Origin of the sequence: Thalassospira sp. GB04J01 (assembly GCF_000751115.1) — a bacterium.
GTDB classification, from domain to species: Bacteria; Pseudomonadota; Alphaproteobacteria; order Rhodospirillales; family Thalassospiraceae; genus Thalassospira; species Thalassospira lucentensis.
The window spans coordinates 150,844-166,908 of record NZ_CCDX020000005.1 but is presented as its reverse complement, the minus strand read 5'-3'; the positions used below and the strand labels follow the sequence as shown (position 1 = coordinate 166,908).

Below are 16,065 nucleotides of genomic sequence, written 5' to 3'. Positions count from 1 at the left end.
GTGTTTTATTCCAATTCCAAATCCGGATTTGGTGATTTCTGCTAAATTCCGAAAGCCGCTTGCAGCCTTTGAACACATGTGTCTAAGGTTTGCGCTCTAATCGCGTTCCCGGACGGAAGAGCCACAAAAAGAATGGCCGTCTCCGGGAGCTAAACGGGGTCCTACCCGATAACAATAAGACGGAGGCTTTGCGGGGTTTGCAAGGGGGCAAGGGGGAGACTATGTCTCATCCAATCAATACATATATCTATGACTTGATGCCTTCTGTTGATCAGGCGAAGACCTTGTTTGTCTGTGCCAAATCTAAGGTTGTGCAATGGATTGGGCTTATTTCCTACAACAATTGATCAACGGTCTGACGCTGGGAGCCATCTATGGTCTGATCGCCATCGGTTACACCATGGTGTATGGCATCATCGGCATGATCAACTTCGCGCACGGCGAGATCTATATGATCGGTGCGTTTCACTCCCTGATCACCTTCCTGATCTGTCAGGCAGCAGGGATTAGCGGTATTTTACCGCTCACACTTCTTTTGATGCTGTTCGTTTCAATGGTTCTGACCTCGATCTATGGTTGGGGCGTTGAACGGGTCGCATACCGGCCGCTGCGCGGATCATTCCGGCTTGCAGCGCTGATTTCTGCCATCGGCATGTCCATCTTCCTGCAGAACTTCGTTCAGATTTCTCAAGGTGCACGCGTTAAGCCGATGCAGCCGCTTATTGAAGGCGGCATCACCATGATGAAAAGTGCGAACTTCGATGTTCAGCTGAGCTATATGCAGATCATCATTATTGTTCTGACCTTTGTGCTGATGGTCGTGTTCTCTACACTGATTGCCAAAACATCACTGGGTCGTGCGCAGCGCGCTTGTGAACAGGATCGCACAATGGCGGGCCTTCTGGGCGTCAATGTCGACCGCACAATTTCGACAACCTTTGTCATGGGTGCTGCCCTGGCATCGGTCGCAGGGATGATGGTGACACTGTATTATGGTGTGATTGATTTCTACATCGGCTTTCTTGCTGGCGTGAAAGCCTTCACCGCCGCTGTTCTGGGCGGTATCGGTTCACTTCCAGGTGCGATGCTCGGCGGGCTCTTGATTGGTCTGATCGAGGCATTCTGGTCGGGGTATCTCACGATTGAATACAAGGACGTTGCGACGTTCGGTATTCTCGTTCTCGTGCTGATCTTCCGCCCTTGGGGTCTGCTTGGTAAGCCTGAGGTGGAGAAAGTCTGATGTCTTCTGCATTTGCTTCATCTCGTACCAGCGGCTCAGAGATCGTCAAGGAACTCGCGTTCTTTGCCGTGATTGCGCTGCTCATGTCGGTCATGATCCTTGGGGTCGAGACCGTTGACCGTCCTACTGGGCTTGAACTGGCTGTACGATGGGACCTTGTCCTGATCGCAATTGGGTCGACGGTTGTTGGCCGTCTTGCCCTGATCATTCGTCGTGAAGGTATTTCACGTCTGGTTCAGGCCCTCATGATTACGCTAGCTGCAGTTTGCGTTTTCGAAATGTTTGTGCGTTTCCGCGACATGGACGACCGTTGGGCATCGCCTGTGGTTCTCGACATGGCGGTTGGCAGCTTCACAAGTATTGTTGTGACGGTCTGTTTCCTCGCGATTGTTTTTGCCATCGCGTACTTCTCGATGAAGGAAAAGAGTGCTGTTGTCGTTGATGAAAGCACGAAAATTTCATCGAAAATTCAGGTTGCCTATCGGTCCAATACCAAAAAAATCGGTTTAATCGGGATTATCTTCTTCTTCATTTTCCCGTTGATCTTTGGTGAAAACCGTTCTGCGATCGACCTTGCAACCCTTGTTATGATTTACATCATGCTCGGTTGGGGGTTGAACATCGTGGTGGGGCTGGCCGGTCTTCTTGATCTTGGCTATGTGGCCTTCTACGCTGTTGGTGCATATTCCTATGCATTGCTGTCGCAGAACTTCGATCTGAGCTTCTGGCTGTGCCTGCCGCTTGCCGGTATCTTTGCCGCAAGCTTTGGCATTATTCTGGGCTTCCCGGTTCTACGGCTTCGGGGTGATTATCTGGCGATTGTGACCTTGGGCTTTGGTGAAATCATCCGTGTTATCTTGATCAACTGGTATGATTTGACCGGTGGCCCGGATGGCATTTCGTCCATTGAACGTCCGAGTTTCTTTGGACTGGCGGAATTTTCGCGCCGTGTTCCCGAAGGCTCCATCGGGTTTGGCGATTTGATGGGTATTGAATACTCATCCATGCATCGCCTGATCTTCCTGTACTACCTGATCCTTATTCTGGCGTTGGTTACGAACTTTGTAACCATGCGCTTGCGTAAATTGCCGATCGGGCGGGCGTGGGAAGCGTTGCGTGAAGACGAAATCGCCTGTCGTTCTCTTGGCATCAATCCAACCAACACCAAGCTGTCTGCATTTGCAATCGGCGCGATGTTTGGTGGTTTTGCTGGCGCGTTCTTTGCAACCCGTCAGGGCTTCATCAGTCCGGAAAGCTTCACCTTCCTTGAATCTGCTGTGATCCTGGCCATCGTTGTGATGGGTGGCATGGGCAGTCAGATTGGTGTGGTGCTTGCCGCGGTCGTGATGATTGGCTTCCCGGAAATGTTCCGTGAGCTTGCCGAGTATCGCATGCTGATCTTCGGGGCTGGTATGGTTGCCATCATGTTGTGGCGCCCACGTGGACTTTTGTCTTTCCGTGACCCGACCATCCTTTTGAATATGAGCAAGAAAGAAAAAGTTGCCGGAGAAGCCAAATGACCGACAACAACGTCCAACTTGAAGTCGAACACCTGACCATGCGCTTTGGCGGTCTGGTCGCCATTGATGATCTTTCTTTCACCGCGCGAAAGGGTGAGATCACGGCAATCATCGGCCCGAACGGGGCAGGGAAGACCACGGTCTTTAACTGTCTTACCGGTTTCTACGTTCCGACCGAAGGTCGTCTGACGCTTTATGCCAATGATGGGCCGCGTCTTTTGGAGCGTAGTGAAGGCTTTCGTATCCCACGCAACAATGGTGTGGCACGTACTTTCCAGAACATTCGCCTGTTTACCGGCATGACTGTTTTGGAAAACCTGATCGTGGCACAGCATAATGCCTTGATGGATGCATCGGCCTTTTCGCTGGCGGGTTTGTTCAATCTTGGTCGCTATGCCAAGGCAGAGAAAGAGGCGCTTGAAACCGCCAAATTCTGGCTGAACAAGGTTGGTCTGTATGATCAGGCCGACTGGAATGCCGGCAACCTGCCGTATGGGTCGCAGCGTCGCCTTGAGATTGCACGTGCGATGTGTGTGAACCCTTCACTGCTGTGTCTTGATGAACCGGCAGCTGGCCTTAACCCTCGAGAGTCTTCGGAGCTTAATGTTCTGTTGCAGAGCATCCGTGATGATCAGGGGATTGGTCTTTTGCTGATTGAACATGACATGAGCGTCGTCATGAAGATTTCCGATCATGTGATCGTGCTTGATTACGGTAAAAAGATCGCCGATGGCGATCCCGATGCCGTCAAGAATGATCCGGCTGTTATTCGTGCTTACCTCGGTGAGGATGAAGACGATGAATTGCCGCCGGAAGTCGCTGCCGACCTTCATCTTGATCCGAAAGCGCAGTGAGGGAGTAGATCGATATGTCCATGCTGAAAATTGAAGGTGTACATACCTTCTATGGCAATATCGAAGCCCTCCGGGGCGTCGATATGGAAGTCAACGAAGGTGAGATCGTTACACTGATCGGTGCCAATGGTGCTGGTAAGACGACTTTGCTGATGACGTGTTGCGGGTCACCGCAGGCCACCAAAGGACGCATTTTGTTCGAAGGTCAGGATATCAGTCGCATGCCAACGCATGAGATTTGCCATCTTGGTATTCAGCAGTCGCCCGAAGGTCGTCGCATTTTCCCGCGCATGTCTGTGCATGAAAACCTGCAGATGGGAGCTAACACCCAAGATCCGAAGTATTTTGAAGACGATCTTGAAATGGTGTTCGATTTGTTCCCGCGTCTGAAGGAACGTATCAACCAGCGTGCCGGGACGATGTCCGGTGGTGAGCAGCAAATGCTGGCGATTGGCCGTGCGCTTATGGGGCGTCCGCGTTTGTTGCTGCTTGATGAACCGTCGCTTGGCATTGCGCCGCTGGTCGTCAAGCAGATCTTTGAAACCATCAAAAAGATCAACCGTGAGAAGAAAGTTACGGTTTTCTTGGTCGAGCAGAACGCGTTCCATGCGCTTAAGCTTGCCCATCGCGGTTATGTGATGGTGAACGGCAACATTACCCTTTCGGGAACAGGTGCCGAACTTCTGGCCAATCCGGAAGTCCGCGCAGCTTATCTCGAGGGTGGCCACTAGGAGGGCGGATATGGAAGCGATTACAGGTACCAGTACTGGTGTCACGATCGGAATGACCGTCATCCTGATGGGGTTCTGTGCGTTCATGACCGGGCAGGCGATTGCCAATACGTGGCGTTCTGTCCATCAGCTCTATGCGTATTCATTGCTGCTGGGGCTGACTGACCGGTTTCTGACCTATGCGTTGTTCGAGGGCGAGTTGCTTTCGCTTTCGGGCTACATTTTTGACACGGTGATCATTTTTGCGATCATGTCGGCAGCCTTCCGCGTGACAAAGGTCAACAAGATGCTGTCGCAATATCCGTGGCTTTATGAGCGGGTCGGGCCGTTTGGGTTCCGCGCACGTGAAGGGGCGGACGTCTGATCATTCGATGGTGGCAGGGTGTTGCCACCATCACGTTGCTAAATTGTTGGCAGCGCATTGCTTTGTACTATTGCACACCAATTTATGGGTGTTAAAGTACACGGAGATGAAACCGGTAATCGGAAGATAAAACGAGCCGGTTTTGTGTCCAGAAAGACGGTTCTGTCATGGTGATGGAACCAACCTTTGGAACAGGGAGACTTCTCTAATGTCGAAAACCAAGCTCGGCCTTCTGGCAACTGCTTCTGCACTTGTACTTTCGATGGGTGTGGCAAAAGCAGACATCGTTATCGCGACCGTTGGTCCGATGACCGGCCCTTATGCCGCCTTTGGCGAACAGATGACCAAGGGCGCCGAGAAAGCTGTGGCGGACCTCAATGCTGCTGGTGGCGTTAACGGCGAAAAAGTCGTTCTCGAAATCGGCGATGACGCATGCGATCCGAAACAGGCTGTGGCTGTTGCCAACCAGCTCGTCAGCAAAAATGTTGCACTTGTTGCTGGCCACTTCTGCTCGGGTTCTTCGATCCCGGCTTCTGAAGTGTACTTCGAAGAAGGCATCGTTCAGATTTCTCCGGCTTCGACCAACCCGCAGCTCACCGAGCGTGACATGGACAACGTATTCCGTGTTTGCGGTCGTGATGACCAGCAGGGTGAAGTTGCTGGTAAATACTTGGCTGAAAACTATGGTGACAAGAAAATTGCCATCGTTCACGACAAGCAGGCTTATTCCAAAGGCCTGGCTGACGAGACCAAGAAAAACATGAACGCTGCTGGCGTTGAAGAAGTCATGTACGAAGCCATCACCCCGGGTGAAAAAGATTACTCGGCACTGGTGACCAAACTGAAATCTGAAGGCGTCGACGTCCTGTATTACGGTGGTTACCACACCGAGCTGGGCCTGATTGTTCGTCAGATGCGCAGCCAGGGCCTTGATACCCTTGCAATCTCCGGTGATGCACTGAACTCGCTTGAGTATTGGTCAATCACGGGTGATGCCGGTAAAGGCACGCTCTTCACCGCAGGTCCGGCTCTTGAAAAAGATCCGCGCAACGCTGAGCTCGTAAAATACTTCGAAGCTCAGAACTACAAGCCTGAAGGTTATACCCTTTACACCTATGGTGCGATCCAGGCTTGGGCACAGGCTGCAACCAAAGCCGGTACCACTGACTCCGAAGCTGTTATCGAAGCTCTGCACAGCGGCGATGCATTCGACACCGTTCTTGGCTCCATCTCGTTTGATGCCAAAGGTGATGTTGCTGCTCCGGGTTATGTTTTCTACGAATGGGAAAACGGTTCGTACGATTACGCAAAATAATCAAATCATCTGATTTGGGAAAAGCCCGGCGTCATGCCGGGCTTTTTTTATGGGTGGTTCAAGCAAAAACGCCGTTCTGAACAAACAGAACGGCGTTTTTGTTTTAGTCGTTTGGTGATCGGGCAGGGCGTGTTACTTCGCCTTGCGACCAAGACCGATTTTCTTGGCAAACTGCGAACGCTGTTTTGCATAGTTCGGCGCAACCATCGGGTAATCAGATGGCAGACCCCATTTCGCACGGTATTCTTCCGGCGTCAGGTTGTAGGTCGTGCGCAGATGGCGTTTCAGCATTTTCAGCTTTTTGCCGTCCTCAAGGCAGATGATGTAATCATCACCAACCGATTTGCGGATCGGAACAGCCGGTTTAAGCGGCTCTTGCTCTGGCTCGCTCTCGTCGGCGCGGATTTCGTCGAGCGAGCCAAAGACGGTCGAAATCAGTTCAGGGATTTGTGCCGCGGCAAGTGCGTTGTTACTCACATATGCAGAAACAATATCTACGGTCATCTGCAAGAGTTCGTCGCGATCAAGCACGCTATTATCGGCGTCAGCCATGAGTGACAGTTTCCTTTAGTTTGAAAATTACATAAAAATTAATGCACTAATTACCCGATATAGTCAAACAACAGAAAAGAGCAAGAGGATTTAATAATAAAATGGTTTAATCAAAGTACATTCGATTACATCAGTGGCACCCAATTGTCTGTTGTCATTAAAAGGCGGTCATGTCCGAAAAACTAATATTGTGGGCTGCGAATAATCGTGCTGGGTGTGCTTAATGGTGTTTCTTTAAGTTCATCACGCTTTGATCATTTGCGCGTATGTGGGGGCAATAATAATATTACAGCGTGTGTGAAGCGTCACAACATGACTGGCGCAACGATTTCTGTTGTTGGGGCGCATATCTGGTCTTCGTAAAACTTGCAGATCAGGGTGTCCTGCACGTTGGCAGTTTGCGTCCTATATGCTACAAGGCGCTCAAATTTAATCACTGACTTCGTTCAAGGGCGCGCCGATGACTGTAAAGACCATTGCCATTGCTGCCGATCATGGTGGCGTCGAACTTAAATCTGCAATTATCAGTGTTCTTAAGGATCGCGGCATTGAAGTTTTCGATTTTGGAACGAATGGCTCCGATTCTGTTGATTATCCGGACTATGCACAAGCCGTTGCCAAATCGATTATTGATGGTCAATCCGAAGCGGGCATTCTTGTATGTGGCTCTGGGATCGGCATGAGCATTGCCGCCAACCGTTTCCCGGAAGTGCGCGCTGCCTTGGCGCATGATCGCCTTTCGGCCGAGCTTTGCCGTCAGCATAACAACGCGAATGTTTTGTGTCTCGGCGCGCGCATCGTGGGTGACGCGAAGGCACTTGATTGCGTGGATGCGTTTATTTCGACCGAGTTTGAAGGCGGTCGGCACGCGCTTCGTGTTGCGAAGATGTCTTAATCCTACCAATTACACCGCCATCTGGCATCAACCAGACCGGGTTGGTTCGCTTCGGTTCGCACCAACCCGTCATATTGCATTGAGAGAGGCCCCAGCATGTCGTTCAAAGGCTTTTTCACGACCAGCTTGTCCGACGCCGATCCGGCATTGTTCAAATCCGTCACCGATGAACAGGATCGTCAGCAAAACCAGATCGAGATGATTGCTTCGGAAAACATTGTTTCCAAAGCCGTGATCGAAGCTCAGGGAACGGTTCTGACGAACAAATATGCCGAAGGTTATCCTTCGCGTCGTTATTACGGCGGGTGCGAATTTGTTGATGTTGCCGAGCAGCTTGCGATTGACCGCGCCAAAGAACTGTTTGGCTGTGAATTTGTCAACGTTCAGCCGCATTCCGGTGCACAGGCGAATGGTGCGGTTATGCTGGCACTGTGCAAGCCGGGCGATACTATTCTGGGGATGTCGCTTGATGCCGGCGGCCATCTGACCCATGGCGCACGTCCGGCCCTGTCAGGGAAATGGTTCAATGCCATCCAGTACGGTGTACGTGAAGATGACCTGACCCTTGATTACGATCAGGTCGAAGCCCTTGCTGTTGAACACAAGCCTGCCTTGATCATTGCAGGTGGTTCTGCCATTCCGCGCCAGATTGATTTCAAACGGTTCCGTGAAATCGCCGATAAAGTCGGTGCTCTTTTGATGGTTGATATGGCGCATTTTGCTGGTCTGGTTGCCGGTGGTGTGCATCCGAGCCCGCTTCCGTATGCTGATGTTGTAACCACCACCACGCATAAAACCCTTCGTGGTCCGCGTGGGGGCATGATCCTGTCGAACAATCTTGATATCGGCAAAAAGATCAACTCGGCTGTGTTCCCAGGCTTGCAGGGTGGTCCGTTGATGCACGTGATCGCCGCAAAAGCTGTTGCCTTTGGCGAAGCATTGCGTCCGGAATTCAAAGATTACACGCAGCAGATCATCGACAATGCCAAAGCGCTGGCAGAAGTTCTGGTGAAACGCGGTTTTGATATCGTGACCGGTGGCACGGATACCCATCTGATGCTGGTTGATCTTCGTCCTAAGGGCCTGAAAGGCAACACAGCAGAAGTCGCACTTGAGCGTGCGGGCATCACGTGCAACAAAAACGGCATTCCGTTTGATACCGAAAAACCAACCATCACCTCGGGTATCCGTCTGGGTACACCAGCCGGTACGACGCGCGGGTTTGGTGTTGAGGAATTCAAACAGATCGGTGAGCTGATCGGTGATGTTCTTGACGCAATGGTCGATAGCCCGGAAGGCAATTCCGAGGTTGAAGCCGCTGCGCGTGCGAAGGTCGAAGACCTTTGCAAACGCTTCCCGATCTATTCCTGATCGCGCCAAGAGCGAGTAAAGAAAATGCGTTGCCCGTTTTGCGGACATACTGACACACAGGTCAAGGATTCCCGTCCGACCGAAGAGCATCATGCTATTCGCCGTCGCCGGTTTTGTCCTGCATGCGGATCACGTTTTACGACATTTGAACGTGTTCAACTGCGTGAACTGATGGTTGTCAAAACCGACGGGCAACGCGAATTGTTCGACCGCGACAAACTGGCGCGGTCGATCTTTCTGGCCTGTCGTAAACGCCCGATCGAGGACGAGCGTGTTGAAAAGGCCTTAAATGGCATTCAACGACGCCTCGAAAGCAGCGGTGAAAGTGACATTACCACTGATACCATCGGTGAAATGGTGATGGAGGCGTTAAACGCACTCGATCAGGTGGCCTATGTGCGCTACGCTTCAGTGTATAAAAACTTCCGCGAAGCCCGTGATTTCGAACAATTCGTGGAAAACATGCAGGACGGGGAAGAAGAGGCGGACGCAGAGTAATGACAGCCCCCGCGTTAACAGAAGACGACCGGCATTTCATGCGGGTCGCGTTAAGCCTGTCTAAACGCGGTTTGGGAAATGTCTGGCCAAACCCGGCTGTTGGGTGCGTTCTTGTTTCTCCTGACGGTGTGGTTGTCGGGCGTGGTCATACCCGACCCGGTGGTCGTCCGCACGCTGAACGTGTTGCACTTGATATGGCAGGCAGCCTCGCAAAGGGGACTACGGCCTATGTCACTCTTGAGCCCTGTAGTCATTTTGGCAAATCTCCACCATGCGTATCAGGTTTGATTGATGCGGGTGTTTCCCGTGTTGTCAGTGCGCTTGAGGACCCCGATGCCCGTGTATCGGGGCGGGGCCACCAAATGCTGCGGGACGCAGGGATAAGTGTTGATGTTGGCCTTCTGGGCGATGAAGCACGCCGCTTGAACGAAGGGTTCTTGTCACGGGTTGAGCGTCATCGTCCTTTCGTGACGCTGAAACTGGCATCTACCCTTGATGCACGTTCGGCGACCGCGCACGGTGAAAGTCAGTGGATCACTGGAACAGAGGCACGCGCGCAGGGGCATCTTCTGCGGGCCAATCATGATGCAATCCTTGTTGGTGCCAGCACCGTTGTTGCCGATGACCCGACCCTGACATGTCGTCTTGCCGGGCGGGAGCATCAATCGCCTGTGCGCGTCATTCTTGATCGCACAGGGGCTGTGCCAGCATCAGCGAAACTTGTTCAAACCGCGAATGAAGTTCCTACCTGGCTTGTCGTATCAGACGATCACTTTGCCGAACTATCGGAAAAATTTGAAAAAACTTCGGTAAAAGTGATCGCTGTGGGATGCGTTGACGATCATTTAAACCTACATGACGTCATGCGAAAGTTGGCTGATCTGGGACTAACGCGTGTTCTGGTCGAAAGTGGCGGGAACCTGGCGGCCGGGCTGATCAAAGCGGACTGTGTTGATCGGGTCGTTCATTTTACGGCCCCGTTGATGATGGGCGATGATGGCAAGGCAATGGTCGCGGCACTGGGTGTCAAACAGCTTTCAGATATGCCACGGTTCGAACGTGTTTCGGTTCGCGAAATAGGTGAAGATATCGTGATAACTTACGACAATAAAACGGATTAAGTGCATGTTTACTGGCATTATCACCGATATTGCAAACGTTCGCGCAATTGAGAAAACGGGCGATACCCGTTTTGAATTCACCACATCATTTGATACGTCCAAGATCGTTTTGGGAGCATCAATTGCGTGCAATGGCGCGTGCATGACCGTGATTGAAACCGGCGACAACTGGTTTGCGATCGAAGCGTCTGCCGAAAGTCTTGACCGGACCACGCTTGGCGATCTGTCGACGGGATCGAAAGTTAATCTTGAACAAGCGACACGTGTTGGCGACGAACTGGGCGGGCATATCGTGTCGGGTCATGTGGACGGTGTCGCGATACTGACCAAACGTGTTCCTGAAGGCGATTCCTTGCGTCTGACCTTTGAAGTGCCGGAAACCTTTGCCAAATATATCGCATCAAAGGGGTCTGTGACCCTTGAAGGTGTATCTTTGACGGTCAATGAGGTTGACGGAAACACTTTCGGTATCAATCTGATACCTCATACACAGATACACACCACGTTGGGTTCGAAGCAGCCGGGTGACCGGATCAATTTCGAAATCGACATGCTTGCACGCTACGTTGCGCGCATGCTGGGCAAGGATTGATCACAGATGCCAAACAATTATCTTTCGCCGATTGAAGACGTCATCGAAGAAGCCCGCAATGGTCGGATGTTTATTCTGGTCGATGATGAAGACCGCGAAAACGAAGGCGACCTTGTCATTCCCGCTCAGATGGCAACTCCGGATGCCATTAACTTCATGGCGACCCACGGGCGCGGGTTGATCTGTTTGACCCTTGAGAACGAGCGGTGCGACGAATTGGGTCTGACAATGATGAGTGCCCATAACGGCACGCGTCACGAAACGGCCTTTACCGTGTCGATTGAGGCAAAAACAGGTGTCACCACCGGGATTTCTGCACCGGACCGTGCGCGTACGGTGGCGGTTGCCATTGATCCGAACGCGGGGCGGCATGATATCGTGACACCAGGCCATGTGTTTCCGCTGCGTGCGCGGGCAGGCGGGGTGCTTGTTCGGGCTGGTCATACCGAGGCATCGGTTGATATTGCGCGTCTTGCCGGATTGAATGCATCGGGCGTGATTTGCGAAATCATGAGCGATTCCGGCGAAATGGCGCGCCTGCCGGAACTTGTTGAATTTGCCAAGAAACACGACCTTAAAATCGCACAGATTGCCGATTTGATCCGGTATCGCCGCAAGCACGAGAAAGTCGTGCAGCGCAAGGCAACGACGAAGATCAAAAGTTCCAATGGCGGCGAGTTTGACCTTCATCTGTATGTCAACAACGTCACCTATGCCGAACATATCGCGCTTGTAAAAGGCGACATCAGCGATGACGCGCCAGTCTTGACCCGTGTGCATGCGCTTAATGTTCTTGATGATGTGTTGGGCGATACCCAGTCGGGTCATCATGGCCATTTGGCAGCCGCAATGCGGCAGATTGGCGATGAGGGACGGGGCGTCGTTGTCCTGATCCGTGAGCCGCGGCCCAACAGCCTGTCTTCTTCTGTTGCAAAACTGATTGAGATGAATGGCGGAGACGGCGAAGCCCTGCGTCAGGAATTGGCACAGGAAACTGGTGAAACAGATTTGCGCGATTATGGTGTTGGCGCGCAAATCTTGCATGACCTGGGCATTCGCGACATGATTCTGCTTTCAAATACCAAACGCCACATTGTAGGACTTGACGGCTTCGGCCTAAATCTGGTTGATCAGCGTCCGCTTGTCGTCTCGGAGGAATAAAACCATGAAAAACGCCCCCCACATTTTGATTGTGGATGCGCCGTATTACACGCATATCGTTGAAGACCTCGTGAAGGGGGCTGCATCTACTTTGGAAGCTGGTGGCGCAACGTGGGACCGTATTTCGGTATCAGGCGCGTTCGAAGTGCCAATTGCCATCCGTTATGCGGTACAATCGATGCAAGAGCTTGCAACTGGTCCACGCTATGACGGGTATCTTGCTCTTGGTTGTGTTATCCGTGGCGAAACGACCCATTACGATCATATCTGCGAAGAAGCCAACCGTGCTCTGATGCAGCTTTGCCTTGATCTTCGACTGGCGATCGGGAACGGTATCCTGACCGTTGAGGATGAGGCACAGGCAATCGCACGCTGTAAGGCCGATCAGAAGAACAAGGGTGGCGAAGCTGCCAAAGCTGTTCTGCGGATGATCGAAGTTCAAAACCATTTTGGAATCCATCACAAGTAATGACTGATAAACCAAAGGCATCTGCCGCACAGCGGCGCAGCGCAGCGCGTTTTTCCGCCATTCAGGCACTTTACCAGGCCGAATTGTCGCAGCTTTCGGCCGGTGACATCGTTCGGGAATATTCCGATTTTCGTCTTGATGGCGAAGGTGGACGTGATCTTGATATCACCAATGACGATTTGATTGATCCGGATCGCGGCTTCTTTGCCGATCTGGTTCAGGGGGTCGCGGCCCGCATGGTTGATATCGATGCCTTGATCGATGGCGCGCTTGAAAAAGGCTGGACAACCAAACGTTTAGAGACGGTTCTGCGCTGCATCATGCGTGCAGGCACCTATGAACTTATGGCGCGTGAAGACGTTCCGATGCGCGTTGTCATCACCGAATATGTCGATGCAGCACATTCATTCTTTGATGAGAATGAACCGAAACTTGTCAATGCGGTGCTTGACCGTATTGGCAAAACGCTGCGTGCCGGTGAAGCCGGGAACAGCTGATATGGCAGCGCGGTCAGGGGAATTTGATCTGATCGCGCGCCATTTTGCGCCTATTGCACTGCGTGATCCTGCGGCATTGTCGCTTAAAGATGATGCCGCAGTCTTTACACCGCCAACCGGCTGTGAAGTTGTCGTCACCACCGACGCGTTGGTTTCCGACGTCCATTTCCGCAATCTTGATGCCCCTGAGTTGATCGCCAAGAAGGTTCTGCGTGTGAACCTTTCGGATCTGGCCGCGATGGGCGCGACCCCGCTTGGCGTGGTTCTGACGGCAGGATATGGCCCCGATGTGTCCGAAGACTGGATAGAATGTTTTGCCAAAGGTTTTGGCGAAGATTGTGCGGCCTATTCGGTTGCGTTGATGGGTGGGGATACGGTCGGAACACCCGGTCCAACATTTTTCAGTCTGACGGCATTCGGATATGTCGCGACGGGCAGGGCTTTGCGACGCGATCAGGCGCGGCCCGGCGACCTTTTGGCCGTTACCGGTACGTTGGGTGACGCGGCGATTGGTTTGGCCGTCCTGGCGGAGGACTGTAATGACCTTGATGACGTGGCGCGCGATCACTTAAAAGACCGCTATTGGTTGCCTCGTCCACGCATTGACATCGCGAAATCCTGCGTTGCATTGGGAAAACGGTTTGCTGCGATGGATATATCGGATGGGTTGGCGGGGGATTGTCGCAAGATTTGTGCTGCATCAAACGTTGGCATGACGATTGATCGAATGAAAATCCCGCTGTCAAATGCCGCGTTGCAAGCCGTTGAGCATGATGAAAACCGATGGCAGAACGTTTTGGCTGGCGGCGACGACTATGAATTGCTGATCGCGGGCGCGCCAGATGACGTGGCCGCATTGGGGGATCAGGTGACGGTTATCGGCACGGTTACCGATAAGGTTGGACAAGTCGAATTGATCGGGCCAGATGGCAAAATGGCCGAACTCGCACCGGGCGGGTTCGACCATTTTCGATAAAGCCTGAATATTTTATCAGGATGCTGTTCTATTTGCCTTCACTGAAACGACCAAGGTTGCCAAACAGCTGTTGCAGAATGGTCATTTCACGACCTTCGGTCGGCGTGACACGATCTGATGGAATAACTGGTTTGCCGTCTTCAAGATCATATTCGCTTAGGATGTCGACACGGTTTGCCTTGTCAAAGCTGATCAGGACCACTTTTTGCTCAACGGTTTCGGGGGCAAAAAAGGCGACGGTTTCCGTCCTGCGCGAAATATAAAGCCATACATTTTCGTCGAACGCGGCGACGGTGGATGGGGAGCCCAAAATATCGGTGACGTCGCCCTTGGTCGATTCTCCGATTGTGATCTGTTCAAGCATTTCTGGTTCCGGCGCGTTACCGCGCGACGCGACCCGGGGACTGCAAGCCGATACATACAGGACGGCCAGTCCTGCCAGCATCATCAGGGGAATGCGTGTAGTTTTATTGTGCATGAAGCTCACCAGAGCGACCCTCTTATTGAAACCAAACCGGAATTGCCTTGAGTTTCTGCGCGATGCGCATGATATTGCCGGGCAATGTTTGGGGCAGATGCGCCCCTGAAGATTTACGGCATTCTGCGTGCCACGACAGGAATGTCAACGAAGGAGTGTTACTGTTGTTTGGATGGCTTAAGAAAAAAGACCGCAACCAGTCGGCTGCGTTCGATCTTTACACCGCAATGGTCACCCAGGCGCGCCAGCCCGTATTCTATTCAAAGCTGGGCGTTGCCGATACGCTGGAGGGCAGATTTGACCTTATTCTGGTCCATGCCTTCATCCTGTTTCGCCGCTTGAAAACCGAAAATGGTGACAAAGATCTGGCGCAGAAGGTATTTGACGTGATGTTTGCTGATCTTGATCAAAACATGCGTGAAATGGGCATTGGCGACGTTGGAATTTTAAAGCGCATTCGTAAAATGTCGGAATCCTACCACGGTCGGATCGTTGCATATGAAGAAGGTGTGCAAAGTGGTGCTGCCGAACTTGCCGCTGCCTTGAGCCGCAATCTTTATGCCGATACCGAAGTCCGTGACGAACAACTGATGGCATTGGTTGGCTATGTGCATGACGCACTGACCATGCTTGAAAAACAGCCAGTCTCAGAAATACAAAACGGCGATGTGCGTTTCCCGGCTGTGCCGGTGCCCGCCGTAACCGCAAACTAATTGAAAAAAGAGTCCACCCATGTCTAAAAAATATACCCCGGAATTTTCCCGCATCGTCAACACTGAAGAACAGGTCAGTAAAAAAGAGAAAATCATCCTTGAAGCCAGCGCACAGGAACGTGCGGCCTTGGCCAAACGGTTTGAGTTGGTCTCGATTGACAGCCTGACGGCTGAACTGACAATCATTGCGGCATCAAATGGCGAAGTAACGGTGCGCGGCCCAATGCATGCGCAGATCGTACAGAGCTGTGTGACGACACTTGAACCTGTGCCTGAAATGGTTGAAGACGAGGTCAAAGTACTGTTCTCACCGCACGTGTCAGAAGAAGACATGCCGTCAAACCCTGATGACCTTGAAGACCTGTCGGAAGATGAACTGATGGCGCTTCTTGATCAGCCAGAACCGCTTGTTGATGGCAAAATTGATGTGGGTGAGGTCGTTTCGCAATTTTTGGCCGTCGCAATGAACCCGTATCCGCGCAAAGATGGCGCAGAACTTCCTGAGGCTGCTTTGATCGAAGAAGAAGCTGATGAAGAACGCCCGAACCCGTTTGCCAAGCTTGCTGGTCTCAAAGAGCAGCTTGAAAAGAAGAAGTAAGCCGGTTTCGGCTTGAAAATTTGACACGATGTGTCAGGTGGGATGCCGGTCTTTACCGGCATTTCACTTTTATGGAATACAGTGCGGGTCGGTTACACTGGTAAGGTTGGTTCGGTTCGT

General features: G+C 52.1%; 19 protein-coding genes. 17 read left to right on the top strand and 2 right to left on the bottom strand.

Annotated features, from left to right (window positions below):
• The first annotated feature begins 316 nt into the window (after positions 1 to 316).
• The 6 genes from AMM48_RS02305 to AMM48_RS02280 all read left to right on the top strand — a co-directional run bounded on the left by AMM48_RS02305 (position 317) and on the right by AMM48_RS02280 (position 6,024).
• The gene (locus AMM48_RS02305; RefSeq protein WP_022732285.1) at positions 317 to 1,240 is read left to right on the top strand and encodes a branched-chain amino acid ABC transporter permease; all 924 of its coding nucleotides are present in this window, start codon (positions 317 to 319) and stop codon (positions 1,238 to 1,240) included.
• The gene (gene livM, locus AMM48_RS02300; RefSeq protein ID WP_102782763.1) at positions 1,240 to 2,760 is read left to right on the top strand and encodes a high-affinity branched-chain amino acid ABC transporter permease LivM; all 1,521 of its coding nucleotides are present in this window, start codon (positions 1,240 to 1,242) and stop codon (positions 2,758 to 2,760) included. The genes AMM48_RS02305 and livM overlap by 1 nt, the downstream gene beginning before the upstream one ends.
• Entirely contained in the window at positions 2,757 to 3,614 is an 858-nt protein-coding gene (locus AMM48_RS02295; protein WP_022732283.1) for an ABC transporter ATP-binding protein, read from the top strand. The genes livM and AMM48_RS02295 overlap by 4 nt, the downstream gene beginning before the upstream one ends.
• 20 nt (positions 3,615 to 3,634) lie before the next feature.
• Entirely contained in the window at positions 3,635 to 4,345 is a 711-nt protein-coding gene (locus AMM48_RS02290; protein WP_028791542.1) for an ABC transporter ATP-binding protein, read from the top strand.
• A 10-nt stretch (positions 4,346 to 4,355) separates the two neighbouring features.
• A complete protein-coding gene (locus tag AMM48_RS02285) occupies positions 4,356 to 4,709 on the top strand; it encodes a DUF6867 family protein (protein WP_022732281.1) in 354 nt (117 codons plus the stop codon).
• A 208-nt stretch (positions 4,710 to 4,917) separates the two neighbouring features.
• Positions 4,918 to 6,024 (top strand): branched-chain amino acid ABC transporter substrate-binding protein, encoded by a 1,107-nt coding sequence (locus AMM48_RS02280; protein WP_022732280.1) that lies wholly within the window; start codon positions 4,918 to 4,920, stop codon positions 6,022 to 6,024.
• Between the two features lie 132 nt (positions 6,025 to 6,156).
• Here the strand turns inward: AMM48_RS02280 and AMM48_RS02275 are convergent, their stop codons facing one another.
• Complete coding sequence (locus AMM48_RS02275; RefSeq protein WP_101300534.1) at positions 6,157 to 6,576, bottom strand: MucR family transcriptional regulator; 420 nt, start codon at positions 6,574 to 6,576, stop codon at positions 6,157 to 6,159.
• Between the two features lie 460 nt (positions 6,577 to 7,036).
• Here AMM48_RS02275 and rpiB point away from each other — a divergent pair, with 460 nt between their 5' ends.
• From rpiB to thiL, 9 genes are all read left to right on the top strand, one after another.
• A complete protein-coding gene (gene rpiB / locus AMM48_RS02270) occupies positions 7,037 to 7,471 on the top strand; it encodes a ribose 5-phosphate isomerase B (protein WP_102782762.1) in 435 nt (144 codons plus the stop codon).
• Positions 7,472 to 7,567: 96 nt separating this feature from the next.
• Positions 7,568 to 8,842, top strand: coding sequence for a serine hydroxymethyltransferase (gene glyA / locus AMM48_RS02265; RefSeq protein WP_101300531.1), 1,275 nt, complete (start codon positions 7,568 to 7,570; stop codon positions 8,840 to 8,842).
• Between the two features lie 24 nt (positions 8,843 to 8,866).
• Positions 8,867 to 9,340 carry a transcriptional regulator NrdR gene (gene nrdR, locus AMM48_RS02260; protein ID WP_022732276.1) on the top strand — a complete coding sequence of 158 codons (474 nt, stop codon included), beginning with the start codon at positions 8,867 to 8,869 and terminating at the stop codon, positions 9,338 to 9,340.
• The gene (gene ribD, locus AMM48_RS02255; RefSeq protein ID WP_102782761.1) at positions 9,340 to 10,461 is read left to right on the top strand and encodes a bifunctional diaminohydroxyphosphoribosylaminopyrimidine deaminase/5-amino-6-(5-phosphoribosylamino)uracil reductase RibD; all 1,122 of its coding nucleotides are present in this window, start codon (positions 9,340 to 9,342) and stop codon (positions 10,459 to 10,461) included. The genes nrdR and ribD overlap by 1 nt, the downstream gene beginning before the upstream one ends.
• A gap of 4 nt (positions 10,462 to 10,465) precedes the next feature.
• On the top strand, positions 10,466 to 11,053 hold the full coding sequence (locus tag AMM48_RS02250) for a riboflavin synthase (protein ID WP_102782760.1): 588 nt from the start codon (positions 10,466 to 10,468) through the stop codon (positions 11,051 to 11,053).
• Positions 11,054 to 11,059: 6 nt separating this feature from the next.
• Positions 11,060 to 12,214 carry a 3,4-dihydroxy-2-butanone-4-phosphate synthase gene (gene ribB, locus AMM48_RS02245; protein ID WP_102782759.1) on the top strand — a complete coding sequence of 385 codons (1,155 nt, stop codon included), beginning with the start codon at positions 11,060 to 11,062 and terminating at the stop codon, positions 12,212 to 12,214.
• A gap of 4 nt (positions 12,215 to 12,218) precedes the next feature.
• Complete coding sequence (gene ribH, locus AMM48_RS02240) at positions 12,219 to 12,683, top strand: 6,7-dimethyl-8-ribityllumazine synthase (protein WP_022732272.1); 465 nt, start codon at positions 12,219 to 12,221, stop codon at positions 12,681 to 12,683.
• Positions 12,683 to 13,180 (top strand): transcription antitermination factor NusB, encoded by a 498-nt coding sequence (nusB, locus tag AMM48_RS02235; protein WP_102782758.1) that lies wholly within the window; start codon positions 12,683 to 12,685, stop codon positions 13,178 to 13,180. The genes ribH and nusB overlap by 1 nt, the downstream gene beginning before the upstream one ends.
• A 1-nt stretch (position 13,181) precedes the next feature.
• Positions 13,182 to 14,156: a thiamine-phosphate kinase gene (gene thiL, locus AMM48_RS02230; RefSeq protein ID WP_102782757.1), complete on the top strand. Its 975-nt coding sequence runs from the start codon at positions 13,182 to 13,184 to the stop codon at positions 14,154 to 14,156.
• Positions 14,157 to 14,184: 28 nt separating this feature from the next.
• On the opposite strand, the gene bamE is transcribed toward thiL, so the two are convergent.
• A complete protein-coding gene (gene bamE / locus AMM48_RS02225; protein ID WP_022732269.1) occupies positions 14,185 to 14,634 on the bottom strand; it encodes an outer membrane protein assembly factor BamE in 450 nt (149 codons plus the stop codon).
• 155 nt (positions 14,635 to 14,789) lie between these two features.
• Here bamE and AMM48_RS02220 point away from each other — a divergent pair, with 155 nt between their 5' ends.
• Positions 14,790 to 15,347, top strand: coding sequence for a ubiquinol-cytochrome C chaperone family protein (locus AMM48_RS02220; protein WP_244271092.1), 558 nt, complete (start codon positions 14,790 to 14,792; stop codon positions 15,345 to 15,347).
• Between the two features lie 19 nt (positions 15,348 to 15,366).
• Complete coding sequence (locus AMM48_RS02215; protein ID WP_022732268.1) at positions 15,367 to 15,945, top strand: YceD family protein; 579 nt, start codon at positions 15,367 to 15,369, stop codon at positions 15,943 to 15,945.
• Positions 15,946 to 16,065: the final 120 nt, after the last annotated feature.